The following is a 25,193-nucleotide window of genomic DNA, read 5'->3' as shown; positions in this document are numbered from 1 at the left end:
CGATGTACGAACTCTTCTTCAACCTGGTCTTCAAGCGGATGGACCCGGAGAAGGCCCACTACACGGCCTTCCGCTGGATCCGCCTCGCGGCCCGCACCCCCGTGCTGCGCACCTTCGTCGCGGCCTACCTCGCCCCCCGCTACGAGGAGCTGCGCACCGAGGCCCTCGGCCTGCGCATGCACGGCCCCTTCGGCCTCGCGGCGGGCTTCGACAAGAACGCCGTCGCCATCGACGGCATGTCGATGCTCGGCTTCGACCACATCGAGATCGGCACGGTCACGGCCGAGCCGCAGCCCGGCAACCCCAAGAAGCGCCTCTTCCGGCTCGTGCCGGACCGCGCGCTGATCAACCGCATGGGCTTCAACAACGAGGGCTCCGCGGCCGTCGCCGAGCGCCTGGCGCACCGCAGGCCCGTCTTCAAGACCGTCGTCGGCGTCAACATCGGCAAGACGAAGGTCGTGCCCGAGGAGGAGGCCGTGGCGGACTACGTCGCCTCCACCGAGCGCCTCGCCCGCCACGCCGACTACCTCGTGGTCAACGTCTCCTCGCCGAACACCCCGGGCCTGCGCAACCTCCAGGCGACCGAGTCCCTGCGCCCCCTGCTGTCGGCCGTACGGGAGGCCGCGGACCGCGTGGTCACCGACCGCCGGGTACCCCTGCTGGTCAAGATCGCCCCCGACCTGGCCGACGAGGACGTCGACGCCGTCGCCGACCTGGCCCTGGAACTGGGCCTCGACGGCATCATCGCGACGAACACCACGATCGCCCGCGAGGGCCTGGGCCTGACGTCCCCTCCCGAGCTGGTCAAGGAGACCGGCGGCCTGTCCGGCGCCCCCGTCAAGGAGCGCTCGCTGGCCGTGCTGCGCCGCCTGTACGCCCGCGTGGGCGACCGGCTCGTCCTGGTCGGGGTCGGCGGCATCGAGAACGCCGAGGACGCCTGGCAGCGGATCCTGGCCGGCGCCACGCTGATCCAGGGCTACAGCGCCTTCATCTACGAGGGCCCCTGCTACGCCCGCGCCATCCACAAGGGCCTGGCCGCGCGCCTGGCCGCCAGCCCGTACGCGACGCTCGCCGATGCGGTGGGCGCCGACACCCGAAAGGCCGCACAGTGAAGCTGACCCCGTTCGGCACCCGCCTCCGCGAGGCGATGGACTCCCGCGGCCCGCTGTGCGTGGGCATCGACCCGCACGCCGCCCTGCTGGCCCAGTGGGGCCTGCAGGACGACATCGCGGGCCTGGAGCGCTTCTCCCGTACCGTCGTGGAGGCGCTCGCCGAGTCGGTCGCGGTCTTCAAGCCGCAGGCCGCCTTCTTCGAGCGGTTCGGCTCCCGGGGCGTGGCCGTCCTGGAGCGGACCGTGGCGGACGCCCGGGCCGCCGGGACCCTGGTCGTCATGGACGCCAAGCGGGGGGACATCGGCTCGACGATGGCCGCGTACGCCTCGGCCTTCCTGGACCCGGCCTCGCCGCTGTTCTCGGACGCCCTGACGGTGTCCCCGTACCTGGGCTACGGCTCGCTGAAGCCGGCGGTGGACCTGGCCCGGGAGTCGGGCGCGGGACTCTTCGTCCTCGCCCTGACCTCGAACCCGGAGGGCGCGGAGGTCCAGCGGGCGGTCCGTGAGGACGGCCGGACCGTCGGCGCGACCATGCTGGCGCACCTGGCGGCCGAGAACGCGGACGCCGCCCCCATGGGGTCCTTCGGCGCGGTGGTCGGCGCCACCCTGGGCGACCTGTCCTCCTTCGACCTGGACATCAACGGGCCGCTGCTGGCTCCCGGCATCGGAGCGCAGGGCGCGACGGCGGCCGACCTGCCGGCCGTGTTCGGCAAGGCCGTGCGCAACGTCGTCCCGAACGTGTCGCGCGGCGTCCTGAAGCACGGTCCGGACGCCCGGGCCCTGCGCGACGCGGCGCGGCGGTTCGCCGACGAGGTCAGCGAGGCCGTTTCCGCCTAGCGGGGCCGCCCGCAGGCCCCGCTGCGGCCCGCGCGGCGTGCCGTCTCGCACCTCTTGACGAAAATCGAACGTCCTTCATCGGACAAAACAGGGGTAGTTTGTCCGTGATGTACGGTTCAGTGGAGGCTGACCAGGACTTTTCGTCCGTTCTCGCTGACTGGAGCGGTGATGGCCGCTAGTCTCCGAGCAGAGTGAACGAGCAGCGAACGAGATCCACTGCTGTTCGGGAGCTCGCCTGGTGTGTTGCCTTTGGGTTGCCCACCGGTCCGTATCCGACAGTTCGACATCCGAGGTGACGTAGGCGTGGCTCTTCCGCCCCTTACCCCTGAACAGCGCGCAGCCGCGCTCGAAAAGGCCGCCGCGGCTCGCCGGGAGCGGGCCGAGGTGAAGAATCGACTCAAGCACTCCGGCGCCTCGCTCCAAGAGGTCATCAAGACGGGCCAGGAGAACGACGTCATCGGCAAGATGAAGGTCTCCGCCCTGCTGGAGTCTCTGCCTGGCGTGGGCAAGGTGCGCGCCAAGCAGATCATGGAGCGTCTCGGCATCTCCGAGTCCCGACGTGTCCGAGGTCTCGGTTCCAACCAGATCGCCTCTCTGGAGCGCGAGTTCGGCAGCACCGGCGCCTAAGGCGTCGCCTGAAGTTCTCCCGGCGTTCCCAGGCAGTCCTGGGAACCTGGATAATCGCTCTATGGCAGCAGAGGTTCGTCCGCGGCTGACCGTGCTCTCCGGCCCTTCAGGGGTCGGCAAGAGCACGGTCGTCGCGCATATGCGCAAGGTTCACCCCGAGGTATGGCTCTCGGTGTCGGCCACCACCCGCAAGCCGCGGCCCGGTGAGCGACACGGAGTCCACTACTTCTTCGTCAATGACGACGAGTTCGACAAGCTGATCGCCAACGGCGAGCTGCTGGAGTGGGCCGAGTTCGCGGGCAACCGCTACGGCACACCGCGCGGCGCGGTGCTGGAACGCCTGGACAACGGCGAGCCGGTACTGCTGGAGATCGACCTCCAGGGCGCACGGCTCGTCCGCGAGTCCATGCCCGAGGCTCAGCTGGTCTTCCTGGCCCCGCCGAGCTGGGACGAGCTGGTCCGCCGCCTCACCGGGCGGGGGACCGAATCGCCCGAGGTCATCGAGCGCCGACTGGCCACCGCCAAGATCGAACTCGCTGCCGAGTCCGAATTCGATACGACCCTGGTGAACACCTCCGTCGAGGACGTAGCGCGCGAGCTGCTAGCCTTGATGGAAGTTGTCTGATCGTTGGTCGATTTTCCATGATCGACAGGGCTTGATCGATCCGATCTTTCCCCACATTCTTCGGAAGGTAGAGCGTGTCCTCTTCCATCACCACGCCCGAGGGCATCATCAACCCGCCGATCGACGAGCTGCTCGAGGCCACGGACTCGAAGTACAGCCTCGTGATCTACGCGGCCAAGCGCGCGCGTCAGATCAACGCGTACTACTCGCAGCTCGGTGAGGGCCTGCTGGAGTACGTCGGCCCGCTGGTGGACACCCACGTCCACGAGAAGCCGCTTTCGATCGCGCTGCGCGAGATCAACGCGGGTCTGCTGACCTCCGAGGCCATCGAGGCCCCGGCTCAGTAAGGCACGAGAATCCTTTCACCACAGGCCCGGCAGAACATCTGCCGGGCCTGTGGTGTGTCATGGGTAGGGACGACAGACGTCGACGGAGCTCGAAGGGGAGTGCGCGGTGGGTAAGCCGAAGGTCGTACTGGGGGTCAGTGGCGGGATCGCCGCCTACAAGGCGTGCGAGCTGCTCCGTCGGCTGACCGAGTCCGGCCACGACGTGCGGGTGGTGCCCACGGCCGCGTCCCTGAACTTCGTCGGAGAGGCCACCTGGGCCGCCCTCTCCGGGAACCCGGCCTCCACCGAGGTGTGGGAGACCGTCCACGAGGTGCCCCACGTGCGCATCGGGCAGTCCACCGACCTCGTGGTCGTCGTCCCGGCCACCGCCGACATGCTGGCCAAGGCCGCCCACGGGCTCGCCGACGACCTGCTCACGAACACCCTGCTCACGGCCCGCTGTCCGGTGGTCTTCGCCCCCGCCATGCATACGGAGATGTGGGAGCACCCCGCCACACAGGAGAACGTGGCCACGCTGCGCCGGCGCGGCGCCCTCGTCATCGAGCCCGCCGTCGGCCGGCTCACCGGCAAGGACACCGGCAAGGGGCGGCTGCCCGACCCGGACGAGATCTTCGAGGTGTGCAAGAGGGTCCTGGCGCGCGGGGTGGCCGAGCCCGACCTCACCGGCCGGCACGTGGTGATCAGCGCGGGCGGCACGCGCGAACCGCTGGACCCGGTCCGCTTCCTCGGCAACCGCTCCTCCGGCAAGCAGGGCTACGCGCTGGCCCGCACCGCCGTCGCCCGCGGGGCCCGGGTCACCCTGGTCGCGGCCAACACGGCGCTGGCCGACCCGGCCGGGGTGGACCTCGTCCGCGTGGGGACGGCCGTGCAGTTGCGGGAGGCCGTGATCAAGGCGGCGGCCGACGCCGATGCGGTGGTGATGGCCGCGGCCGTGGCCGACTTCCGGCCCGCCCAGTACGCGGGCGGAAAGATCAAGAAGAAGGACGGGCAGGACCCGGCGCCGGTCGCGCTGGTGCGCAATCCGGACGTCCTCGCGGAGATCTCCGCCGACCGGGCGCGGGAGGGGCAGGTCGTGGTGGGATTCGCCGCCGAGACCGACGACGTCCTCGCCAACGGGCGGGCCAAGCTCCGGCGCAAGGGATGTGATCTTCTCGTCGTGAACGAGGTCGGCGAGGCCAAGACCTTTGGTTCCGAGGAGAACGAAGCGGTGATCCTTTCCTCCAACGGATCGGACCACCACGTCCCCTACGGACCGAAGGAAGCCCTGGCAGAGGAGATCTGGGACCAGGTGGCGGCCCTGCTGCCGCCGCGACGCGCCTGAGCCGATTCCCCTTCTCCTGGTCAGGTCCGTGGGTAAGAATGTCGGTGCCGCAGGTCACACGGCTCCCATAAGGCGAGACGGGTGGTCCGGCAAACGGTGGCGACCGATAAACTGCATTCGGAACGTGATCGGGCGCAGCCCCCGGTGTGGTTCCGCCAAATGATCAGCCAGCAGCCGCTGCAACCCCCAGGGAGCGTTGTGTCCCGTCGTCTGTTTACCTCGGAGTCCGTGACCGAGGGCCACCCCGACAAGATCGCTGACCAGATCAGCGACACGATCCTCGACGCACTCCTTTCCGAGGACCCGACCTCGCGCGTGGCCGTGGAGACCCTCATCACCACGGGCCTCGTGCACATCGCGGGCGAGGTGACGACGAAGGCCTACGCGCCGATCGCGCAGCTCGTGCGCGAGAAGATCCTCGAAATCGGCTACGACTCCTCGAAGAAGGGCTTCGACGGCGCCTCCTGCGGCGTGTCGGTGTCCATCGGCGCCCAGTCCCCGGACATCGCGCAGGGCGTCGACACCGCCTACGAGAAGCGCGTCGAGGGCGACGAGGACGAGCTCGACAAGCAGGGTGCCGGCGACCAGGGCCTGATGTTCGGCTACGCCTGCGACGAGACCCCCGAGCTCATGCCGCTCCCGATCCACATCGCGCACCGGCTCTCGCGCCGGCTCTCCGAGGTGCGCAAGAACGGGACCATCCCGTACCTGCGTCCCGACGGCAAGACCCAGGTCACCATCGAGTACGACGGTGACAAGGCCGTGCGCCTGGACACCGTCGTGGTCTCCTCGCAGCACGCCTCGGACATCGACCTGGACTCGCTGCTCGCTCCCGACATCCGCGAGTTCGTCGTCGAGCACGTGCTCGCCCAGCTCGTCGAGGACGGCATCAAGCTCGACACCGAGGGCTACCGCCTCCTGGTGAACCCGACCGGCCGTTTCGAGATCGGCGGCCCCATGGGCGACGCCGGCCTGACCGGCCGCAAGATCATCATCGACACCTACGGCGGCATGGCCCGCCACGGTGGCGGCGCCTTCTCCGGCAAGGACCCGTCGAAGGTCGACCGTTCCGCGGCGTACGCGATGCGCTGGGTCGCCAAGAACGTCGTCGCCGCCGGTCTGGCCTCGCGCTGCGAGGTCCAGGTCGCGTACGCGATCGGCAAGGCCGAGCCCGTCGGCCTCTTCGTCGAGACCTTCGGCACCGCCAAGGTCGAGGTCCAGAAGATCGAGGACGCGATCGGCGAGGTCTTCGACCTGCGCCCGGCCGCGATCATCCGCGACCTGGACCTGCTGCGCCCGATCTACGCCCAGACCGCCGCCTACGGCCACTTCGGCCGCGAGCTGCCGGACTTCACCTGGGAGCGCACCGACCGCGTGGACGCGCTGCGCGCGGCCGCCGGTCTCTAGGGACAGCCGCCGAACGGCCCCGGACCTCCTGGTCCGGGGCCGTTCGCATGCCCTGGCTGTCAGCGGGGTTTGGTAAGAATGCTGATGTGAGCAGCGCGAATGATTCCCCGCCGGAGCAGCTCGCACTGATCCGGGAGATGGTCGCCGAGGCGAAGGCCAAGGCGCCCAAGGCGAAGCCGCGTACCTGGCGGGGGGCCGCCCTGGCCGCGGAGCTGCCGGTCGCCCGCGTCCTCGTCAACAAGGGCGTGCTCCACCTCGACCAGCTCTGGGACTACGCCGTCCCCGAGGAGCTCTCCGAGGCCGCGCAGCCGGGCGTCCGCGTCCGGGTCCGCTTCGGGGCCGGCTCCCACCAGGTGCACGGCGGCCGCCGCGAGGGCGGCGGCCTCATCGACGGCTTCATCGTGGAGCGCCGCGCCGAGTCCGACTACGACGGGGCCCTCGCCGCCCTCGCCCACGTGGTCTCGCCCGAGGTGGTGCTCGGCCCCGGCATGCTCGCCCTCGCCCGGGCCGTAGCCGACCGGTACGCCGGCAGCCTGGCCGACGTGCTCCAGCTCGCCCTGCCCGCGCGCAGCGCCCGCGCCGAGGCCAAGCCCTCGCCACCACCGCTGCCCGCGCCGCCCGCGCCGGAGCCCGGCGGCTGGGAGCGGTACGGGGCCGGACCGGCGTTCCTGCGGGCGCTGGCCACCGGCGGGACCCCGCGCGCCGTGTGGACCGCCCTGCCCGGACCCGGCTGGGCCGACGAACTCGCCCGGGCCATGGCCGCCACCCTGGCCTCCGGCCGCGGGGCCCTCGCCGTCGTCCCCGACGGACGCAGCGCCGCCCGCGTGGACGCGGCCCTCACGGCCCTGCTCGGCGAGGGCCGGCACGCCCTGCTGACCGCCGAGTCCGGCCCCGAGAAGCGCTACCGCCAGTGGCTCGCCGTCAGCCGCGGCTCGGTGCGGGCCGTCGTCGGCACCCGCGCCGCGATGTTCGCCCCCGTGCGCGACCTCGGACTGGTCGCCATCTGGGACGACGGCGACTCCAGCCACAGCGACGACCACGCCCCCTTCCCGCACGTCCGGGAGGTGCTGGAGCTGCGCGCGGTCAGTGACGGCTGCGGCTTCCTGGCCGGCTCCACCAGCTGCACCGTGGAGGCCGCCCAGCTCGTCGAGTCCGGCTGGGCCCGGCCGCTGGTCGCGAGCCGCGAGACCGTACGGGCGTGCGCCCCCCGGATCCGGACCGTGGGCGATGAGCTGCTGGCGCGCGACGAGGCGGCCCGGGCCGCGCGACTGCCGAGCCTGGCGTGGGAGACCGTACGGGAAGGGCTGAAGACCGGGCCCGTACTCGTCCAGGTGCCCCGGCGGGGCTACGTGCCCCGGCTGGCGTGCGAGCGGTGCCGGACCCCGGCCCGCTGCACGGTCTGCGCCGGGCCGCTGGAGGCCCCCGACGAACGGGAGCTGCACTGCGGCTGGTGCGGGCGCGGCGAGCCGTCGTGGCACTGCGAGGAGTGCGGGTCGTTCCGGCTGCGGGCCCAGGTCGTGGGAGCCCGGCGCACCGCCGAGGAGCTGGGGCGGGCCTTCCCGGCCGTGCCCGTGCGGACCTCGGGGCGCGATCACGTCCTGGACGAGGTGCCGGACCGGCCGGCGCTGGTGGTGTGCACGCCGGGGGCCGAGCCGGTGGCGGCCGGCGACGGGTACGCCGCCGCGCTGCTGCTCGACGGCTGGGCGATGCTGAGCCGGCCCGATCTGCGGGCCGGGGAGGAGGCGCTGCGGCGGTGGATCGCCGCCGCGTCGCTGGTCCGGGGGACCGGGCAGGTCGTGGTGGTCGCCGAGCCGACGCTGCGGCCGGTACAGGCGCTCGTGCGCTGGGACCCCGTGGGCCATGCCGTACGGGAACTGGCGGAGCGGGCCCAGCTGGGCTTCCCGCCGGTGTCCCGGATGGCGGCGGTGGCCGGGCGGGGCGAGGCGGTGGAAGCCTTCCTGGCGGGAGCCGGGCTCCCGCCGGACGCGGAGATCCTCGGGCCGGTGCCGATACCGGGGCGGCGGGGGGAGCGCTCGCCCGGGGAGCGGGCGCTGGTCCGCGTGCCGCCGGGCAGCGGTGCCGCGCTGGCGGCGGCCCTGAAGTCGGCGCAGGCGGCCCGGCTGGTGAAGGGGGTACCGGCGGCTGACGCGGTCCGGATCCGGATCGATCCGCCGGACATCGGCTGAGGCCTGCGGCGCCCCGACCCGGCCCTCGAACGCCGGGGCGGGCTGGGATTCAGCCTCGTCGGCGTCCGAGGCGCGAGGTGGGGGGCGGAGCCCGGTTGCGGGCCACACGGCCTGTGGCCGGCTGCGGCCGCCTGTGGCCGCCTGTGGCCGCCTGTGGCCGTCGGGGGTCGGCGTCCCGGCGGCGAGGGGCGTGCGGCCGGTCAGCCGTTGCGGGGGCTCGGGAACGCCGTGGAGCGGGACGCGCCCGCCGTGGCGGGCTGGGACTCCTCGCGCAGGGGCTGCGGCGGGACCGAGCGGGCGGCGGGGATGGTGGGGAGCGGACCCAGGGTGCGGGTGGTCGCGCCCTCGGCCAGCGGCTCCGCGGACTCGGCGGACTGCGCGCGCCGGGCACCGTAACGGCGGTGCACGGCCTGCTTGGTGACGCCGAGGGCCGAGCCGACCGCGTCCCACGAGAAGCCGAGCGAGCGGTCGAAGTCCACCGCTGCGGTGACCAGGGTCTCCACGCTGTCGCGCAGCTCCTGCGCGAGCCGGACGGTGGGCGCGGGGGCCCGGCCGTAGACGACGAAGCCCGTGGAGGGACCCGAGCGGCGCGGGCGGTACACATTGCCGAGCTGGGCGGTGAGCGTACGTAGAGCATCCACCTGGCGGCGAACCCGCTCGATGTCCCGCACCAGGAGGTGCAGGCTCGCCCGGGCTTGGGCGTCGTGGGTGGCGTGGTCGGCCATGAAGAAGCCTCTCGAACCGGTGCTGAAGGGCGGATCGGGCCGCAGAAACCGTGCACGCGCGGCCCGTTTTGGTCAATCTCTCTTGACCAACGCGCCACCCGTCGCCCAGGTCACGCTGTGGGGGCGTGTCGGCATATGCGAGAGGCGCGCGCGTCTGTGTACGCCCCCTCCCCACCACAGGTGGGCCGCCGGGCGCACGCCCCCCTAGACTGGTGCGCTGCTGTCAGCCGAAAAAGCGAGGTAGGACCCAGTGAAGCTCGTCTTCGCAGGCACCCCCGAGGTCGCCGTGCCCGCCCTGGACGCCCTTATCGCCTCCGGGCGGCACGAGGTCGCCGCCGTCGTCACCCGGCCCGACGCCCCGGCCGGCCGGGGCCGCAGGCTCGTCGCCAGCCCGGTCGCCGAACGCGCCGAGGAGGCCGGCATCGAGGTCCTCAAGCCCGTCCGGCCGCGGGACCCCGACTTCCAGGCACGCCTGCGCGAGATCGCCCCGGACTGCTGCCCGGTCGTCGCGTACGGCGCGCTGTTGCCCAAGAGCGCCCTGGAGATCCCCAAGCACGGCTGGGTCAACCTGCACTTCTCGCTGCTGCCGGCCTGGCGCGGAGCCGCGCCCGTGCAGCACTCGATCATGGCGGGGGACCAGGTCACCGGCGCCTCCACCTTCCTGATCGAGGAGGGCCTGGACTCCGGCCCGGTCTACGGGATCCTCACCGAGGAGATCCGTCCCACCGACACCAGCGGCGACCTGCTCACCCGGCTCGCCTTCGCCGGCTCCGGGCTACTGGCCGCCACCATGGACGGCATCGAGGACGGCACGCTGCGCGCCGTCGAGCAGCCCCACGACGGGATCTCCCTCGCGCCCAAGATCACCGTCGAGGACGCGCGGATCGACTGGACGGCCCCGGCGATGCGCGCCGACCGCGTGGTGCGCGGCTGCACGCCGGCGCCGGGCGCGTGGACCGTCTTCCGCGGCGAGCGGCTCAAGCTGATCTCGGTGGGCCTGGTGCCCGACCGCACCGACCTGGCGCCCGGCGTGCTGGCTCCGGCCAAGAACAACGTCTACGTCGGCACCGGCTCGCACGCCGTGGAGCTGCTGTGGGTGCAGCCGCAGGGCAAGAAGCCGATGCGGGGCGCCGACTGGGCCCGCGGGGTGCGGATCGCTCCCGGCGAGCGGCTCGGCGGCGCCGACGTAGGCTGAATCCAGCCGCGCGCGCTGCGGCGCGGGCGCAGCACCGTGACGCCGCCCCCGCCCGGGGCGCCCGGCGCCCCCTCCTCCACGTCATCACCACCAGTACCTCGTAAACCCGGAGCACCTTTCACGTGAGCGAACAGCCCCGTCCCCGTCGCAACCCCGCAGGCAACCGGCAGGCCAAGCCCTACCGCCGGCCGCAGAAGGACCCGGTGCGGATGCTGGCCTTCGAGGTGCTGCGGGCGGTGGGCGAGCGCGACGCGTACGCCAACCTCGTGCTGCCGCCGCTCCTGAAGAAGGCCCGGCAGGACGAGAGCTTCCAGGCGCGCGACGCGGCCCTGGCCACGGAGCTGGTCTACGGGACGCTGCGCAGGCAGGGCACGTACGACGCCGTGATCAAGGCGTGCATCGACCGGCCGCTGCGGGAGGTGGACCCGCCGGTGCTGGACGTGCTCTCGCTCGGGGCCCACCAGCTGCTGGGGACCCGGATCCCGACGCACGCGGCGGTGTCGGCGAGCGTGGAGCTGGCCCGGGTGGTGCTCGGGGACGGGCGCGCCAAGTTCGTCAACGCCGTCCTGCGCAAGATCGCCGCGCACGACCTCGACGGCTGGCTGGAGCGGGTCGCACCCCCGTACGAGGACGACGCCGAGGAACACCTCGCGGTCTACCACTCGCACCCCAGGTGGGTCGTCAGCGCCCTGTGGGACGCGCTGGGCGGCGGACGCGCCGGGATCGAGGACCTGCTGGAGGCCGACAACGAACGGCCCGAGGTGACGCTCGTCGCGCGCCCCGGGCGCTCCACGCCGGAGGAACTGCTGGAGGCGGTCGGCGAGGACTCGGCGCTCCCGGGCCGCTGGTCCCCGTACGCCGTCCGGATGGCCGAGGGCGGCGAACCGGGCGCGCTGGAGGCCGTACGGGAGGGCCGCGCGGGAGTCCAGGACGAAGGCAGCCAGCTGGTCGCGATGGCCCTCGCGGCGGCGCCGGTCGAGGGCCGCGACGAGCGCTGGCTCGACGGCTGCGCGGGTCCCGGCGGCAAGGCGGCGCTGCTCGCGGCGCTCGCGGCGCAGCGCGGGGCGTTCCTGCTGGCCTCGGAGAAGCAGCCGCACCGGGCGCGGCTCGTGGAACGCGCGCTCGCGGGCAACCCGGGCCCCTACCAGGTCATCGCGGCCGACGGCACCCGGGCGCCGTGGCTCCCGGGCTCCTTCGACCGCGTACTGATGGACGTGCCGTGCACGGGCCTGGGCGCGCTGCGCCGCCGCCCCGAGGCCCGCTGGCGCCGCCGGCCGGAGGACCTGGAGGGCTTCGCGCCGCTCCAGCGCGGGCTGCTGCGGGAGGCGCTGTCGGCGGTGCGGGTGGGTGGCATCGTCGGCTACGCGACGTGCTCGCCGCACCTGGCGGAGACCCGGGTCGTCGTGGACGACGTCCTGAAGGGCCGCGGCGCGGGCGCCTCGCCGGTGTCCGCCGAACTGATCGACGCCCGCCCGTACATGCCGGGCGTACCCGGCCTGGGCGACGGCCCGGACGTCCAGCTGTGGCCGCACCTGCACGGGACGGACGCGATGTACCTGGCGCTGCTCAGGCGCACGGCGTAGCGCCGGTCGCCGGTCGCGGTCGCCGGTCCCCAGTTCCGTGCTCCATTTCCCGCGTCGTCCCTGTCGCGTTGAAAGAGGGACGCGGAGCATAGGTACAGGTACTCATGAGCTGTACTCCCGTGCGCGGTAGCGTTCCCGGCTGGTGTGATCAACAGCAACAAATCGGGGGCTGCGCGCATGGCGTGGGACGAATGGGAACAAGATCGTCACCGGAGGACGGTCGCGAATCTACGCAAAACGATCCCGGCTGCCGCGCTGCTAGCCATGACGATCCTTGTGACCGCGTGTGGGGCGAAGGGGGACGGACAGGAAACCGGCGGAAAAGCACCGAAGGTCACGATGAACGAGCAGCAGGCGATCGACCGGGCAGAGGAAATCATCCACCAGGCGGTGGACGGCATGTCCCCCAAGCCGACACTGGAGCGCATGGGCCACGCGCCCGTCGGCGCCTGCATCGCCAGGAACGACAGCCGCAGTGACGACCGAGTGCAGGTCACGGTCATCTACAAGCTGACGGGTGTGCCGGGGGTGGAGGCACAGAACCTCGTGCGGCAGGCACGTGACGCCTGGCTGAAGCAGGGCTACAAGCACAACACCTCGGGCGAGGTCGACTGGTCCACTCCCTTTCCGACGGTCTACATGCGTACGGGTCCCGACGACTTCTGGATGGACGCCGTGACCGGGGTCCTGGACCGCGCCAAGGGCGAGGGGCTCGCCTCCCTCAAAGTGACATCGCCGTGCTTCCTTCCGTCGGACAAGAGCAAGGCCTCCGGGGCGACCCCCGCCAGTCCCGCTGCGTTCGAGGCCCCGTCGGCCGACGATCCCGCCGCGCGCCGGGCCCTCGCCCACTCCAGCCGGATCTGCGACGCACTGCAGGCCGGATCGGCGCCCACGCAGCCCGGGGAAGGCCTCAGCACGCTCCAGGACGAGTCGGGCGCCTCGGTCCATCACGCCTGGTCCACCGTCCCGCTGCCGGAGGACGAAAGGGCTGCTGCGGTGGCGCGCGCGCAGACGTTCTTCCAGAGCGCGGGATGGAGCGTGCGCCGTGTACCGACGGTCGAGGGCACCCCGGCCCTCGTCGCCGGGCACCCCGAGGAGCACACGGTCGCCCAGGTCGCGGCCTCGGCCACAGGTGCGGTGCGCGTCGCGGCGACGACACCCGCCGGTCCGGCATCCGACGGCGCATGACAGCCGGTTCCCTGCGCCGAGGGGTGGGCGTGCCCGCTCACGGACGAGGGGCTTCTCGGAAACAGGGCAAGGATCGTCAGCGGAGGACAGCCGTGACAACACGCAAGGTCTTCTCAGCCGCTGCACTGCTCGCCCTGACGGTCACGGTGACCGCCTGCGGGGGCGGGACAGGCGACAGAGGGGCCGGGCAGGAGGTCACGAGGGGCGAGCAGCAGGCCGTCGACAGGGCGGAAGCGATCATCCACCAGGCGGTGGACGCCATGTCGCCCCAGCCGACCCTGGAGCGTTTCGGCCCCGCGACCGTCGGCCCTTGCATCGCCAGGGCCGACAGCCGCAGCGACGACCGGCTCCAGGTCACCCTCTTCTACAAGCTCACCGGTGTGCCGGGGTCCGAGGCGAAGAACCTGGTGCTGCAGGCGCGGGACGCCTGGCTGAAGCAGGGCTACATGTACAACTCCTCGGACGAGGAGGACATGTCGGGCCCCTTCCCCTGGGTGAGTATGCGTACGGAACCGGACGACTTCTGGATGGAAGGCATCACCGGGGTCCTGGACCGCGCCAAGGGCGAGGGCCTCGCCACCCTCAAAGTGACGTCTCCCTGCTTCCTCCCGCCGGACGAGGGGAAGGCCTCCCGGGCCTCGTCGTCGGCCACCTCGAGGAGTCGGTGACGTCGCCCGCCACCGGGCCGGCGTCCGCTACGCGTGACGGCTCGCGGGGCCGGGTTTCCGGTCACGGGGACTGCCGAGGACGGGTGACGTTCCCCCGCGGCCGGTCGCGCGCTGCCGCGCCCGTCCCGACTTGCGGGGTCGTGGCCGGAACCGGCCGGGGGCATGGCAGGCTTGGGGCATGGCCGCGCAGATTTATCCCAGCATCCTGTCCGCCGACTTCGCCCGCCTGGCCGAGGAGGCCAAGGCCGTCGAGGGGGCCGACTGGCTGCATGTCGACGTCATGGACAACCACTTCGTCCCGAACCTCACCCTCGGCATGCCGATCGTGGAATCCCTCAGCAGGGCCACGGACATCCCGCTGGACCTCCACCTGATGATCGAGAACCCCGACCGGTGGGCCCCGCAGTACGTGGAGGCCGGCGCGGGTTCGGTCACCTTCCACGCCGAGGCCGCCGCCGCACCCGTGCGTCTCGCGCGGGAGATCCGGGCCAAGGGTGCGCGCGCGTCCATGGCGCTGAAGCCCGCGACGCCGATCGAGCAGTACGAGGACATCCTCCCCGAGCTCGACATGCTGCTGATCATGACGGTCGAGCCCGGCTTCGGCGGTCAGGCCTTCCTCGACATCATGCTGCCCAAGATCCGCCGGACCCGGGAACTGATCTCCAAGCACGGTCTGGAGATCTGGCTCCAGGTCGACGGCGGCGTCTCGGCCTCGACCATCGAACGCTGCGCCGAGGCCGGCGCCGACGTGTTCGTGGCGGGCAGCGCGGTCTACGGGGCGGTCGATCCGGCCGCCGCCGTACGCACGCTCCGTGAGCAGGCGGGCGCGGCCATCGCCGCCGCGCCGTGGGCTTGTGACCACTGAATCGAGCGCTGATGAACGGCTCGGTGAACGGTAGCCGTCCAGGCTGATCAACGGCCGTCGGATCTGACAGGATGAACGGCGAGTCGAGAGTGTGAACACGACAGTGTGAACAGCAGTGAGGAGAACGCGGTGTCTGCAATGTCGGCGGGACGGTCAGCCCTGCGGATGGGACCCGCGGAGCTGGTGCAGGCGGCGGCCATGGCGCGCCGCTTCTACCTGGAGGGGAAGTCCAAGATCCAGATCGCCGAGGAGTTCGGCGTGAGCCGCTTCAAGGTGGCCCGGGTCCTGGAGACCGCGCTCGAACGTGACCTCGTACGCATCGAGATCCGGGTCCCGGCAGAACTGGACGCGGAGCGCTCGGACGCGCTGCGCGCCCGGTACGGGCTGCGGCACGCAGTCGTGGTGGAGTCGCCCGCCGACGCCACCGAGGACGCGCCCGACCCCGAGAACCTCGGTGCGGTCGCCGCGGACCTGCTGGGCGAACTCGTCAACGAGGGCGACGTCCTGGGCCTGGCGTGGGGGCGGTCGACCATTCACATGGCCGCCTCCCTGCACAGGCTGCCGCCCTGCACCGTGGTGCAGCTGACCGGCGTGTACGACGCGGGGACCGCCGAGCGCGGCTCGGTCGAGGCCGTACGCAGGGCCGCCCAGGTCTCGGGCGGCGACGCGCACCCCATCTACGCGCCGATGCTCCTGCCCGATCCGGCGACCGCCGCCGCGCTGCGGAGCCAGACCGGGATCGCGCGCGCCTTCGAGTACTTCGACAAGGTGACGGTCGCGGCCGTCTCCATCGGGTCGTGGGAGCCGGGCATCTCGACCGTCCACGACATGCTGACCGACGAGGAGCGGGCCCACTACGCCTCGCTGGGCGTGGCGGCCGAGATGTCCGCCCACCTCTTCGACTCCGAGGGCCGGCGGGTCGGCCGGGACCTCGGCGAGCGGTGCATCACCGTCGAGGCCGACCGGCTGCGGCGGATCCCCGAGGTTGTGGCGATCGCGGGCGGGCTGCGCAAGGCCTCCGCGATCGGTGCGGTGCTCCGGTCGGGGCTGGTGACCAGCCTGGTCACGGACACGGCCGTCGCCGACTACCTGCTGACCGAATCGGCGCCGGGGCTGCGGCCCGCGCTGGACCGGGCCGACCCGGACGACTAGGGGTGTCAGGCCGCCCGGCCCGGTCCGTACCCGCCGTTCTGGCCGGGTGTGCGGGGTTCGGGCGCGCTCGTCCGCCGGCCCCGGTGCGGATGGTGCCGGAATTGAGATCCGAACGGCGGACCGCGAGGCGGCCCACTGGGCGCATACTGGTTCCAATGACAAAGTCCGCAGTACCTCGCCGCCATTTGCCGTCCAGCCCGTTCAAGGCCCCCGTGGAACAGCCCATCCGGCAGTTCTCCGTGGGTGACCGGGTTACTCACGATGAGCACGGCCTCGGCCGTGTCGTCGGAATCGAGGAGGGGATCGCTGTTCTCGTCGACTTCGGTTCGGTCCAGAAGCGCATCCTGAGTCCCTACACCAAGATGGCCGCGCTCTGAGGCCAGTGGGCGATTCGCGAGCGAATCGGATATTTGGCACGATCGGTGCATGATCTTTCGGAACGTGCCCCGATCGTTGCTGCGTTTTCTGGGGCCCGTGTTCCTCTGCGTCGCGCTGGTCGGCGCGGCGGGTTGTGGCGGGAAGGATCCCGCGCCTGCCGCCGCCAGTGCCGGTGCCAGTGCCAGTGGGCGTGTTAGGGCTGAGCCCAGTGCTCCAGCTAGTGCTGCCTCCAGTGCCGCCCCGGGGTGGGCGAAGGGGCTGGCGACCGTACGCGCCGACGCGCTGCCGCAGCAGGCCCGGGACGTGCTCGCGCTGATCGACAAGGGCGGGCCGTACCCCTACCGGCAGGACGGCACCGTCTTCGGGAACTTCGAGAAGGTCCTGCCGCGGCAGAAGCGCGGCTACTACCACGAGTTCACGGTGCGGACGCCTGGGGAGCGGGACCGCGGGGCCCGGCGGATCGTGACGGGTGAGGGTGGGGAGTCCTTCTACACGGACGACCACTACGAGACCTTCAAGGCGGTTCTCCGATGACCTTGGACCCGCAGCCGCTCGCGCCGGCGCTCGCCGCGGCGGAGGCCGCCGGCTGGACGACCGTACGGCTGGACCTGGACGGCGTACGCGGCAAGGCCGAGCTGATGCGGCGCTGCGGGGATGCCTTGCGGCTGCCGGACTGGTTCGGGGGGAACTGGGACGCGCTGGCGGATGCGGTGCGGGATCTGTCGTGGTTGCCGGTGCCGCAGGGTGCGGATGCTGCGGGGCGGCTGGTGGTGGTGACCTCGTGGCGTCGGTTCGCCGAGGCGCGGCCGGAGGACTGGGAGATCCTGGTGGAGATCCTGGAGGAGGCCGTTTCTTTCTGGCGGGAGCGGGAGCGGGAGGACGGCGCGCCGGGGCTGGCCGTGCTGCTGGCCGAGGGCGAGGGCGAGGCCGAGTCGGAGCCCGGGCCCGGGCCGGCTGCCGGGGCTCCGCCCCGGACCCCGCGCCTCAAACGCCGGCGGGGCTGAAAGAGCGGGGCTCCGCCCCCGGGCCCCGCGCCTCGGACGCCGGCGGGGCTGAAAGAGCGGGGCTCCGCCCCCGGGCGCCGCGCCTCGGACGCCGGCGGGGCTGAAAGAGCGGGGCTCCGCCCCCGGGCGCCGCGCCTCGGACGCCGGCGGGGCTGAAGATCAGGTCCAGGGTGGGGTCTGGCCCCAGGACCAGAGGGGGATCGGGGCCGCGTCGAGCGGGGGTGGGGTGGGGCCCGAGTAGATCAGGGCCATGCGGGTTCCCCACTCGATGTAGTAGGCGAACACGCCGCGGAACTCGGGGTCCGTCGGGAGGCCGACCTCGTCGGCCGTGTCCATGAGCAGGTCCACCCAGCGGCGGCGCTGCTGTTCGGTGATCGCGCGGCCCAGGTGCCTGGAGGCCATGTGCGGGTGGCCGCCGTGGTGGGCGGTGTAGTCCGCGGGGCCGCCGAAGACCTCCGACAGCCAGACCGCGACGTGCTGCGGGTGCTCCGCGTCCATGCCGGCGAAGACCGGGGCCAGGATCTCGTCCCGCATGACATGGGCGTAGAAGGCGTCGGTGAGGCGCTTCATCGCCTCCGCGCCGCCCATCCACTCGTAGATCGTGGGTGTCGTGCTCATCGCTCCCCGGCGCCCTTTCCGGTACCCGAGACGCCGGTCACCGTGTAGTGCTGCATTTCCTCGATCGCCGCCACGTACGGCCGGATCGCGCTGACGAAGGCCGGGAAGTGCTCGCCCTTGCGGAAGCCGCCTTGGCCGTCTCTTTCGGATCTTGTCGGCCGAGCCCGCGGCGTCTGGTGGCGTGCATGGCAAGGCGGAGGGGCGTGCCGCGTACTGGACGTACCCGGACGTCCCGACAACGCGGCCAGGTGCGGTGCCAGACGCTGCGGGCCCGGCAAGATCCGGAAGAGACGGCCCAGGTGGGCGTCGACGGAGGTCCAGCGGATGCGCAGGACGTAGCGCTCCCCCTCCTCCTCGCAGTGGGACAGTTCGTAGTCGATGCACTCGGGTGAGGCGGCCAGGGATTCGGCAGCCCGGGCGTACGCGGCCTCGAAGGCCTCCTGGTCGTCTAACGCGGTCCGGTAGCGGATGTACTCCACGGTCGTCGTCGGGGTCATCGTGCGTGTCCTCCCTGAGGTCCAGTGCGCGGTCACGGGCGGTTGCGCGTCACTCGGATGCCGGCGTCCCGGAGTCGGTGGCGCCCTGGACGTCCGGGCCCTGCGCGCGGATCCGGTGGACCTGGTCCAGGGAGTCGCGCAGGTCGGTCAGCCAGGTGTCGGTGTGCTGTCCCACGAGGCGGACGCACCAGGCCAGGGCGTCGGCCCGGCTGCGGGCGACGCCGCCGGCGACGAGGGTGTCGAGGACCTGGCGCTCGGACTGGCGCAGGCGGGTCATCACCGGGACGGCGAGGTGGGTGAAGAGCGTCGTCTCCTCACCCTCCCGCACGCCCCAGGCGACCTTGCGGCGGTAGAGGGCCTCGGCCTCGCGGGCCACCTCGATGCGCTGTTCGCGGGTGCGTTCGCGGAAGTCCTTGACGGACTCGGTCGCCGGGATGGTGCCGACCACGGTGATCTCCTCGCGGTCGGCCGTGACCGACAGCAGGGACTCGTAGACGTCCTCCGGCAGCCGCTCGGCGAACCACGCGCGGAGCTGTTCGCGTTGCTCGGCTGTAATCATGTAATCAACGTTGCATCCAGCGCCCCCTTGATCACAAGGTCTGGGGGCCAAGGTCCCGTAGGAAAGAACCAGGCGGCCCGGTCTGTCCTGGACGATCGGCCCGGGCTGTGTAAACCCCAGGTCGTGGGAGAATGAAGTACGTGCGTTTCCTCGGCTGATCCGGTCGAGGCCATAGACGGATCCTTCGATCGACTGGGATGTTCAGCACGTGCGTTTCCTCAATGACCTGAAGCCGCCGTACGACCTGACGTACGACGATGTGTTCATGGTGCCGAGCCGCTCCGCGGTCGGTTCCCGCCAGGCCGTCGACCTCGCCTCGCCCGACGGCACCGGCACCACCATTCCTCTGGTCGTGGCGAACATGACCGCGATCGCGGGCCGCCGGATGGCCGAGACCGTCGCCCGCCGCGGCGGCCTCGTCGTCATCCCGCAGGACATCCCGATCGAGGTCGTCACCGACGTCATCTCCTGGGTGAAGACCCGCCACCTCGTGCTCGACACGCCGATCACGCTGGCGCCCACCCAGACGGTCGCCGACGCGCTGTCCCTGCTGCCCAAGCGGGCGCACGGCGCGGGCGTCGTCGTCGACGACGCGGGCCGCCCGGTCGGCGTCGTCACCGAGCACGACCTGACCGGTGTCGACCGCTTCACCCAGCTCTCCGAGGTCATGTCGAAGGAGCTGCTGCTCATCGACGCCGACATCGACCCCCGCGAGGCCTTCAACCGGCTCGACGCCGGCCACCGCAAGCTGGCTCCGGCCGTCGACCAGGACGGCAAGCTCGTCGGCATCCTCACCCGTAAGGCCGCCCTGCGCGCGACCCTCTACACCCCCGCCACCGACGCCAACGGCAAGCTGCGCATCGCGGCGGCCGTCGGCATCAACGGCGACTTCGTGCAGAAGGCCAAGCAGCTGCTCGACGCGGGCGTGGACACGCTCGTCATCGACACGGCGCACGGCCACCAGGAATCGATGATCAACGCGATCAAGGCCGTCCGCGCGCTGGACCCGCAGGTCCCGATCGTGGCCGGCAACATCGTCGCCGCCGAGGGCGTCAAGGACCTCATCGACGCCGGCGCCGACATCATCAAGGTCGGTGTGGGCCCCGGCGCCATGTGCACCACCCGCATGATGACCGGCGTGGGCCGCCCGCAGTTCTCCGCGGTGCTGGAGTGCGCGGCCGAGGCGAAGAAGTACGGGAAGCACGTGTGGGCCGACGGCGGCGTCCGTCACCCGCGCGACGTGGCGATGGCGCTGGCCGCCGGCGCCTCCAACGTCATGATCGGCTCCTGGTTCGCCGGTACGTACGAGTCCCCGGGCGACCTCCAGCAGTCCGCCGAGGGCCGCCTCTACAAGGAGTCCTTCGGTATGGCCTCCGCCCGCGCGGTGCAGAACCGCACGAGCGAGGAGTCGGCCTATGACCGTGCCCGCAAGGGTCTGTTCGAGGAGGGCATCTCCACCTCGCGGATGTTCCTCGACCCGTCCCGCCCGGGCGTCGAGGACCTGATCGACTCGATCATCGCGGGCGTCCGCTCCTCCTGCACCTACGCGGGTGCCGGCTCCCTGGCGGAGTTCGAGGAGAAGGCCGTCGTCGGCATCCAGTCCGCGGCCGGTTACGCCGAGGGCAAGCCGCTGCACGCCAGCTGGAGCTAGGCCCAGGCCTGGGCCGGGGCCCTGCCCCCGGGCCGCTGCGTCTCGAACGCCGGCGAGGTCGGATGTTCCGGCCCCGCCGGCGTTTTCGCATGCGCCGCCGTCCCCTCCGTCCCCGCCGTACCTCTCCGTCCCCGCCTCCACAGGCCCGCGGCGCCCCGGTGCTCAGGGGCCGGGAGGAAGGTGCCCGGAGGGTGAACTGTGCACGCCCGCACGATACTTGGGGATCCGCAGGGTCACCTTCATGCCGGCGCCGATGCCCGTCTCCATCACCGGCCCGTACTCGTCCCCGTACACCTGCCGGATCCGCTCGTCGACATTGGGCAGCCCGATGCCGGAGGAGGAGCCCGCGCGCTCACCGGCCAGGATCCGGCGCAGCAGGGCCGGATCCATCCCGACCCCGTTGTCCTCCACGGTGATCACCGCCTCCGAGCCCGCGTCCCGCGCCGTGATGGTGATCCGGCACTCCTCGGTGGAGTCCTCCAAGCCGTGCTTGACGGCGTTCTCCACCAGGGGCTGCAGGCACAGGAACGGCAGCGCCACCGGCAGCACCTCCGGAGCCACCTGCAAGGTCACCTTCAGCCGGTCCCCGAAACGGGCCCCGGCCAGCGCCAGGTACTGCTGGATCGAGCGCAGCTCGTCGGCGAGCGTGGTGAAGTCCCCGTGCCGCCGGAAGGAGTACCGGGTGAAGTCCGCGAACTCCAGCAGCAGCTCCCGGGCCCGCTCCGGATCGGTCCGCACGAACGAGGCGATCGCGGCCAGGGAGTTGAAGATGAAGTGCGGGGATATCTGCGCCCGCAGGGCCCTGATCTCCGCCTCCATCAGCCGGGTCCGCGAGCGGTCCAGCTCGGAGAGCTCCAGCTGTACGGACACCCACCGGGCCACCTCCGTCGCGGCCCGCACCAGCACCGCCGACTCCCGCGAACCGAACGCGACCAGCGCGCCCAGCATCCCGTCCTCACCGGTCAGCGGCGCCACCACCGCCCACTTCAGCGGACAGTCGGGCCGCTGGCACTCGGTCCGCACGCTCTGACTGCGCCCCGACGCCAGCATCATCGCCACCCGGGCCATCGCCCCCCGCTGGTGGTGGTCGGCGCCCGGGCCGTCCCACGCCAGCACCGACCGGCGGTCGGTCAGGCACAGCGCCTCCGTGCCCAGCAGCGACCGCAGCCGCCGGGCGGCCTTGCGGGCGGCGTCCTCGGTCAGCCCGGCACGCAGCGGAGGCGCGGCCAGCGAAGCCGTGTGCAGGGTGTGGAAGGTGGCCCGCTCCACCGGGGTCCCCAGGTCCAGCCCGGCCGCCCGTTCGCCGCGCCGGGCGTGCCACAGGCCCGCCGCCCAGCCCGCGCCCAGCAGGAGCGGGCACGCCACCGCCAGTACCGCCAGCACGGCCGGTCCCGCCGCGCTCACCGGAGGCCTCCCACCCGGTCCCCGGCCACGTTCTCCGGCAGGTGCAGCCGGGCCAGCGTGGCCGCCGTCCCGGCGGGGACCCGCGACCGGGTGGCCACGGACACCGCCACCATCGTCAGGAACCCGAGCGGCACCGACCACACCGCCGGCCACGCCAGCAAGGTGTGCGTCCAGCCCGCCGGGGGGAGCCCGGCCCGGGTCGCCAGCACCGCGCTCAGCGCCGCCCCGCCGCCCGTGACCAGCCCGGCCACCGCCCCCGGCGGGGTCAGCCCGCGCCACCAGATGCCCAGGACCAGCAGCGGGCAGAACGACGAGGCCGACACCGCGAAGGCCAGACCCACCGCGTCGGCCACCGGCACGGCCGTGACCGCCACGCTGCCGCCCAGCGGCACCAGGATCGCCACCAGCGCCGCCGTGCGGAAGCTGCGCACCCCGCGCGCCCGCAGCACGTCCTGGTGCAGCACCCCGGCCACCGCCATCGTCAGCCCCGAAGCCGTCGACAGGAACGCCGCGAAGGCGCCCGCCGCCAGCAGCGCCCCCAGCAGTTCACCGAGCAGCCCGCCGAGCAGCCGCTCGGGCAGCACCAGCACCGCGGCGTCCGCGTCGCCGGTGAGGGCGAGCTCGGGCGTGTAGATCCGCCCCAGGGCCCCGTACACGGGCGGCAACAGGTAGAAGACGCCGACCAGGGCGAGCACGACCAGCGTGGTGCGCCGCGCGGCCCGCCCGTTGGGGCTGGTGTAGAAGCGCACGGCGACGTGCGGCAGGCCCATCGTGCCGAGGAAGGTGGCGAGGATCAGCCCGTACGTCGCGTACAGGCGGTACTCCGGGCGGTCCCCGGACAACGGCTCAGACCAGCTGGACACGCCGAGCCCCGCCTCCCGCCGGGGCTCCGGGACGGGGGTGCCGGGGGCGAACTCCAGCCGCGCGTGGGCCCGTACGGCATGCTGTCCGGCGGCCAGGGTCACCGGGACCGACGCGTAGCCGCGCCCGTCCACCTGCCCGGTCACCGTCACCGTGAGCGGCTCCTCCACCTGGAGCCGCACGTCCTGCGCCAGCGTCACCGAGGTGTGCTCCCGGAAGACGGCCGGGGCGTCGAAGCCGGCCCGCGGCGCGCCGTCCCCCACCCAGGCAGCGAGCAGGAAGAAGGCCGGGACCAGCAGCGCGGTGAGCTTGAGCCAGTACTGGAAGGCCTGCACGAAGGTGATGCTGCGCATCCCGCCCGCGGCCACGGCCGCGCTCACCACCAGGGCCACGACCAGGCCGCCGGCCCAGTGCGGGGCGCCGGTGAGGATCTCCAGCGTGAGCCCTGCGCCCTGCAACTGCGGCAGCAGGTACAGCCAGCCGACCCCGATCACGAACAGGACGGCGATCCGGCGCACCGCCTGGGACTCCAGCCGGGCCTCGGCGAAGTCGGGCAGGGTGTACGCGCCGGAGCGGCGCAGCGGGGCCGCCACCAGCACGAGCAGCACCACGTATCCGGCGGTGTAGCCCACCGGGTACCAGAGCATCTCGGGTCCCTGGAGCAGGACCAGCCCGGCCACTCCGAGGAAGGACGCAGCGGAGAGGTACTCCCCGCTGATGGCCGCCGCGTTCAGGCGGGGCCCCACCGTGCGCGAGGCCACGTAGAAGTCGGAGGTGGTCCGGGATATCCGCAGCCCCAGCGCTCCGACCAGCATCGTGACCAGGACGACGACGGCGACCGCGGTCAGCGCGTACGTCTGGTTCACCGGTCGGTCCTTCGGAGGAGGGCAGGGGCGACCGGAGTCTATGCATGAGCGCCGACCGGGCAACAGGCTCGATTCGGACCCTGGGGGTCCGGGTGGGTCAGGTCACCGGGTCGCGGCGCTCCACGCAGTCGCGCAGGGCGATCTCCAGCTCCACGTACGACTCCTCCGCGCGCCGGAAGGCCAGCGTCAGGGCCGCCTCCGCCCGCGGCGGCAGCTGCTCGCGGACGCCCTCGCGGGCCTCGTACAGGACGTCCGCCCAGCGGGCGGCCGCGCTGCGCAGCCGGGCCAGCAGCGCCTCGGCCTCGGCGGGGCCGGCGGGCGCGGCACGCGGCAGGCCGCTCAGGGCGTCGACCAGCGTCTGGATCTCGGACATCGCGCTCCTCCCGCGCCGGAAGATCCACGATAGGTGGCGGCGGGGGCGCGGGCCGCCGTGCACGCCCCCGGTGCGGCCGACGGCTCCGGCGGATCGCCGTACGCCCCGCGCGGCTCGACGAACGGCGCCCGCGCACGCCGGACGGTCGGACCTGACGGAGCTGGTCCGACGGGCCCGACCTGACGGACCTGACGACCCGACGGGTGCCGGTCTCAGCCGGTGGCCTGACGCATCAGCAGGTCCCGCAACTCCCGCGCGTGCCGGCGGCTGACCTGGAGCTCTGCCGCCCCCACCCGGACCGTGGTGGTACCGGCGTCCATCCGCAGCTCGTCGATCCGGGCCAGCGCCACCAGGTGCCGGCGGTGGATCCGCACGAACCCGCGCGCGGCCCAGCGTTCCTCCAGCGTGGACACGGGGATGCGGACCAGATGGCTGCCTTCGTCGGTGTGCAGGCGGGCGTAGTCGCCCTGCGCCTCGACGTAGGCGATGTCGGCGATCGCCACGAAGCGGGTCACCCCGCCCAGTTCGACGGCGATCTGGTCCGGGACCCGGTCGGCGACGGCGCCGGCCGGGCGCCGCGGCGCCGTCGCGGCGAGCGGGCCCGCCGCCGCCGTGGCCGGTGGCTCCTCGGCCCGCTCCAGCTGCGCGCAGGCCCGCCGGACCGCCTCGGCCAGCCGCTCCGGACGCACGGGCTTGAGCACGTAGTCCACGGCCTTCAGGTCGAAGGCCTGTACGGCGAAACCCTCGTGGGCGGTCACGAACACGATCAGCGGCGGCCGCGCGAACCCGGCCAGCAGCCGGGCGATGTCCAGCCCGGTCAGCCCGGCCATGTGGATGTCGAGGAAGACCACGTCGATGCCGTCGGAGCCGTCCGGGCCCGACTCCAGCGCCCGGGTGATCCGGCGCAGGGCCTCCGTGGCGTCCGAGGCTCCCTCCGCGCTGCGCACCCGGGGGTCCGAGCGCAGCAGGTAGAGGAGTTCCTCCAGGAGCGGCTTCTCGTCGTCGACGGCCAGTACGCGCAGCATGGGCCCGAGTCTAGGTCGTCTCTTTCGGATCTTGTCGGGTGAGCCCGGGTCGTCCGGTGCGGTGCATCGCAAGGCGGAGGGGCGCCCGTGTACGGGACGTACTCGGGCGCCCCGACAACG

General features: G+C 72.6%; 26 protein-coding genes. 18 read left to right on the top strand and 8 right to left on the bottom strand.

The genetic code is table 11. The features are described 5' to 3' along the window. The first annotated feature begins 2 nt into the window (after positions 1 to 2). The 8 genes from AC07DU_RS14535 to AC07DU_RS14500 all read left to right on the top strand — a co-directional run bounded on the left by AC07DU_RS14535 (position 3) and on the right by AC07DU_RS14500 (position 8,461). The gene (locus AC07DU_RS14535) at positions 3 to 1,112 is read left to right on the top strand and encodes a quinone-dependent dihydroorotate dehydrogenase (RefSeq protein ID WP_479111873.1); all 1,110 of its coding nucleotides are present in this window, start codon (positions 3 to 5) and stop codon (positions 1,110 to 1,112) included. Continuing rightward, positions 1,109 to 1,948 (top strand): orotidine-5'-phosphate decarboxylase, encoded by an 840-nt coding sequence (gene pyrF / locus AC07DU_RS14530; RefSeq protein ID WP_453373523.1) that lies wholly within the window; start codon positions 1,109 to 1,111, stop codon positions 1,946 to 1,948. Before AC07DU_RS14535 ends, pyrF begins: the two co-directional genes overlap by 4 nt. Positions 1,949 to 2,251: 303 nt before the next feature. Next, the gene (locus AC07DU_RS14525; protein ID WP_030008746.1) at positions 2,252 to 2,575 is read left to right on the top strand and encodes an integration host factor; all 324 of its coding nucleotides are present in this window, start codon (positions 2,252 to 2,254) and stop codon (positions 2,573 to 2,575) included. Positions 2,576 to 2,636: 61 nt separating this feature from the next. After that, positions 2,637 to 3,200 carry a guanylate kinase gene (gene gmk / locus AC07DU_RS14520; protein ID WP_360887195.1) on the top strand — a complete coding sequence of 188 codons (564 nt, stop codon included), beginning with the start codon at positions 2,637 to 2,639 and terminating at the stop codon, positions 3,198 to 3,200. A gap of 74 nt (positions 3,201 to 3,274) precedes the next feature. Further along, on the top strand, positions 3,275 to 3,547 hold the full coding sequence (gene rpoZ, locus AC07DU_RS14515; RefSeq protein ID WP_202202416.1) for a DNA-directed RNA polymerase subunit omega: 273 nt from the start codon (positions 3,275 to 3,277) through the stop codon (positions 3,545 to 3,547). A gap of 106 nt (positions 3,548 to 3,653) precedes the next feature. Further along, positions 3,654 to 4,868 carry a bifunctional phosphopantothenoylcysteine decarboxylase/phosphopantothenate--cysteine ligase CoaBC gene (coaBC, locus tag AC07DU_RS14510; RefSeq protein ID WP_479111635.1) on the top strand — a complete coding sequence of 405 codons (1,215 nt, stop codon included), beginning with the start codon at positions 3,654 to 3,656 and terminating at the stop codon, positions 4,866 to 4,868. A 198-nt stretch (positions 4,869 to 5,066) separates the two neighbouring features. Then, entirely contained in the window at positions 5,067 to 6,275 is a 1,209-nt protein-coding gene (gene metK / locus AC07DU_RS14505) for a methionine adenosyltransferase (RefSeq protein ID WP_079404387.1), read from the top strand. Positions 6,276 to 6,322: 47 nt separating this feature from the next. Continuing rightward, positions 6,323 to 8,461 carry a primosomal protein N' gene (locus AC07DU_RS14500; RefSeq protein WP_479111633.1) on the top strand — a complete coding sequence of 713 codons (2,139 nt, stop codon included), beginning with the start codon at positions 6,323 to 6,325 and terminating at the stop codon, positions 8,459 to 8,461. 200 nt (positions 8,462 to 8,661) lie between these two features. Here the strand turns inward: AC07DU_RS14500 and AC07DU_RS14495 are convergent, their stop codons facing one another. Further along, complete coding sequence (locus tag AC07DU_RS14495) at positions 8,662 to 9,186, bottom strand: hypothetical protein (protein ID WP_360887186.1); 525 nt, start codon at positions 9,184 to 9,186, stop codon at positions 8,662 to 8,664. A gap of 250 nt (positions 9,187 to 9,436) precedes the next feature. Here AC07DU_RS14495 and fmt point away from each other — a divergent pair, with 250 nt between their 5' ends. From fmt to AC07DU_RS14450, 9 genes are all read left to right on the top strand, one after another. Further along, positions 9,437 to 10,381, top strand: coding sequence for a methionyl-tRNA formyltransferase (fmt, locus tag AC07DU_RS14490; protein WP_360887183.1), 945 nt, complete (start codon positions 9,437 to 9,439; stop codon positions 10,379 to 10,381). A 122-nt stretch (positions 10,382 to 10,503) separates the two neighbouring features. Beyond that, positions 10,504 to 11,964: an RsmB/NOP family class I SAM-dependent RNA methyltransferase gene (locus AC07DU_RS14485; RefSeq protein ID WP_360887180.1), complete on the top strand. Its 1,461-nt coding sequence runs from the start codon at positions 10,504 to 10,506 to the stop codon at positions 11,962 to 11,964. A 339-nt stretch (positions 11,965 to 12,303) separates the two neighbouring features. Next, entirely contained in the window at positions 12,304 to 13,152 is an 849-nt protein-coding gene (locus AC07DU_RS14480) for a hypothetical protein (protein WP_479111631.1), read from the top strand. Between the two features lie 92 nt (positions 13,153 to 13,244). Beyond that, a complete protein-coding gene (locus tag AC07DU_RS14475) occupies positions 13,245 to 13,820 on the top strand; it encodes a hypothetical protein (protein ID WP_479111629.1) in 576 nt (191 codons plus the stop codon). A 178-nt stretch (positions 13,821 to 13,998) separates the two neighbouring features. Continuing rightward, positions 13,999 to 14,685, top strand: coding sequence for a ribulose-phosphate 3-epimerase (rpe, locus tag AC07DU_RS14470; RefSeq protein WP_360887175.1), 687 nt, complete (start codon positions 13,999 to 14,001; stop codon positions 14,683 to 14,685). A 138-nt stretch (positions 14,686 to 14,823) separates the two neighbouring features. Next, positions 14,824 to 15,837, top strand: a complete 1,014-nt coding sequence (locus tag AC07DU_RS14465; RefSeq protein WP_030234040.1) for a sugar-binding transcriptional regulator — start codon at positions 14,824 to 14,826, stop codon at positions 15,835 to 15,837. 155 nt (positions 15,838 to 15,992) lie between these two features. Next, positions 15,993 to 16,214 carry a CarD family transcriptional regulator gene (locus AC07DU_RS14460; RefSeq protein WP_189740325.1) on the top strand — a complete coding sequence of 74 codons (222 nt, stop codon included), beginning with the start codon at positions 15,993 to 15,995 and terminating at the stop codon, positions 16,212 to 16,214. A gap of 49 nt (positions 16,215 to 16,263) precedes the next feature. Further along, entirely contained in the window at positions 16,264 to 16,749 is a 486-nt protein-coding gene (locus AC07DU_RS14455) for a guanyl-specific ribonuclease (protein ID WP_479111627.1), read from the top strand. Next, positions 16,746 to 17,219: a barstar family protein gene (locus AC07DU_RS14450; protein WP_479111625.1), complete on the top strand. Its 474-nt coding sequence runs from the start codon at positions 16,746 to 16,748 to the stop codon at positions 17,217 to 17,219. The genes AC07DU_RS14455 and AC07DU_RS14450 overlap by 4 nt, the downstream gene beginning before the upstream one ends. Before the next feature lie 159 nt (positions 17,220 to 17,378). On the opposite strand, the gene AC07DU_RS14445 is transcribed toward AC07DU_RS14450, so the two are convergent. The 3 genes from AC07DU_RS14445 to AC07DU_RS14435 are packed head-to-tail and all read right to left on the bottom strand — an operon-like array spanning position 17,379 to position 18,893. Continuing rightward, positions 17,379 to 17,837, bottom strand: coding sequence for a group II truncated hemoglobin (locus AC07DU_RS14445; RefSeq protein WP_360887166.1), 459 nt, complete (start codon positions 17,835 to 17,837; stop codon positions 17,379 to 17,381). Beyond that, positions 17,834 to 18,334, bottom strand: a complete 501-nt coding sequence (locus tag AC07DU_RS14440; RefSeq protein ID WP_479111623.1) for an antibiotic biosynthesis monooxygenase — start codon at positions 18,332 to 18,334, stop codon at positions 17,834 to 17,836. The genes AC07DU_RS14445 and AC07DU_RS14440 overlap by 4 nt, the downstream gene beginning before the upstream one ends. A gap of 49 nt (positions 18,335 to 18,383) precedes the next feature. Next, positions 18,384 to 18,893: a hypothetical protein gene (locus tag AC07DU_RS14435; protein ID WP_360887160.1), complete on the bottom strand. Its 510-nt coding sequence runs from the start codon at positions 18,891 to 18,893 to the stop codon at positions 18,384 to 18,386. Between the two features lie 208 nt (positions 18,894 to 19,101). Between AC07DU_RS14435 and AC07DU_RS14430 the strand changes: the two genes are divergently transcribed. After that, a complete protein-coding gene (locus tag AC07DU_RS14430) occupies positions 19,102 to 20,544 on the top strand; it encodes a GuaB1 family IMP dehydrogenase-related protein (RefSeq protein WP_360887157.1) in 1,443 nt (480 codons plus the stop codon). 162 nt (positions 20,545 to 20,706) lie between these two features. On the opposite strand, the gene AC07DU_RS14425 is transcribed toward AC07DU_RS14430, so the two are convergent. The 4 genes from AC07DU_RS14425 to AC07DU_RS14410 all read right to left on the bottom strand — a co-directional run bounded on the left by AC07DU_RS14425 (position 20,707) and on the right by AC07DU_RS14410 (position 25,073). Continuing rightward, on the bottom strand, positions 20,707 to 21,948 hold the full coding sequence (locus AC07DU_RS14425; RefSeq protein WP_479031349.1) for a sensor histidine kinase: 1,242 nt from the start codon (positions 21,946 to 21,948) through the stop codon (positions 20,707 to 20,709). After that, positions 21,945 to 23,675 (bottom strand): sodium/solute symporter, encoded by a 1,731-nt coding sequence (locus tag AC07DU_RS14420; protein WP_360887151.1) that lies wholly within the window; start codon positions 23,673 to 23,675, stop codon positions 21,945 to 21,947. The genes AC07DU_RS14425 and AC07DU_RS14420 overlap by 4 nt, the downstream gene beginning before the upstream one ends. Positions 23,676 to 23,772: 97 nt before the next feature. After that, the gene (locus AC07DU_RS14415; protein WP_479111620.1) at positions 23,773 to 24,048 is read right to left on the bottom strand and encodes a hypothetical protein; all 276 of its coding nucleotides are present in this window, start codon (positions 24,046 to 24,048) and stop codon (positions 23,773 to 23,775) included. 212 nt (positions 24,049 to 24,260) lie between these two features. Next, positions 24,261 to 25,073, bottom strand: coding sequence for a LytR/AlgR family response regulator transcription factor (locus AC07DU_RS14410; RefSeq protein WP_479031343.1), 813 nt, complete (start codon positions 25,071 to 25,073; stop codon positions 24,261 to 24,263). Between the last annotated feature and the right edge of the window lie 120 nt (positions 25,074 to 25,193).

Source organism: Streptomyces sp. NPDC045695, assembly GCF_056432025.1.
The sequence above is the reverse complement of the archived record's forward strand: the minus strand, read 5'-3'. Positions and strand labels throughout refer to the sequence as shown.

Bases quoted from the DNA above. Each gene is read 5' to 3' on its own strand.
- AC07DU_RS14535 (WP_479111873.1), top strand. From the start codon at position 3: ATGTACGAACTCTTCTTCAACCTGGTCTTCAAGCGGATGGACCCGGAG.
- gmk (WP_360887195.1), top strand. From the start codon at position 2,637: ATGGCAGCAGAGGTTCGTCCGCGGCTGACCGTGCTCTCCGGCCCTTCA.
- AC07DU_RS14500 (WP_479111633.1), top strand. From the start codon at position 6,323: ATGCCCTGGCTGTCAGCGGGGTTTGGTAAGAATGCTGATGTGAGCAGC.
- AC07DU_RS14495 (WP_360887186.1), bottom strand. From the start codon at position 9,186: ATGGCCGACCACGCCACCCACGACGCCCAAGCCCGGGCGAGCCTGCAC.
- AC07DU_RS14480 (WP_479111631.1), top strand. From the start codon at position 12,304: ATGAACGAGCAGCAGGCGATCGACCGGGCAGAGGAAATCATCCACCAG.
- rpe (WP_360887175.1), top strand. From the start codon at position 13,999: ATGGCCGCGCAGATTTATCCCAGCATCCTGTCCGCCGACTTCGCCCGC.
- AC07DU_RS14465 (WP_030234040.1), top strand. From the start codon at position 14,824: ATGTCGGCGGGACGGTCAGCCCTGCGGATGGGACCCGCGGAGCTGGTG.
- AC07DU_RS14460 (WP_189740325.1), top strand. From the start codon at position 15,993: ATGACAAAGTCCGCAGTACCTCGCCGCCATTTGCCGTCCAGCCCGTTC.
- AC07DU_RS14455 (WP_479111627.1), top strand. From the start codon at position 16,264: ATGATCTTTCGGAACGTGCCCCGATCGTTGCTGCGTTTTCTGGGGCCC.
- AC07DU_RS14450 (WP_479111625.1), top strand. From the start codon at position 16,746: ATGACCTTGGACCCGCAGCCGCTCGCGCCGGCGCTCGCCGCGGCGGAG.
- AC07DU_RS14445 (WP_360887166.1), bottom strand. From the start codon at position 17,837: ATGAGCACGACACCCACGATCTACGAGTGGATGGGCGGCGCGGAGGCG.
- AC07DU_RS14440 (WP_479111623.1), bottom strand. From the start codon at position 18,334: ATGACCCCGACGACGACCGTGGAGTACATCCGCTACCGGACCGCGTTA.
- AC07DU_RS14435 (WP_360887160.1), bottom strand. From the start codon at position 18,893: ATGATTACAGCCGAGCAACGCGAACAGCTCCGCGCGTGGTTCGCCGAG.
- AC07DU_RS14415 (WP_479111620.1), bottom strand. From the start codon at position 24,048: ATGTCCGAGATCCAGACGCTGGTCGACGCCCTGAGCGGCCTGCCGCGT.
- AC07DU_RS14410 (WP_479031343.1), bottom strand. From the start codon at position 25,073: ATGCTGCGCGTACTGGCCGTCGACGACGAGAAGCCGCTCCTGGAGGAA.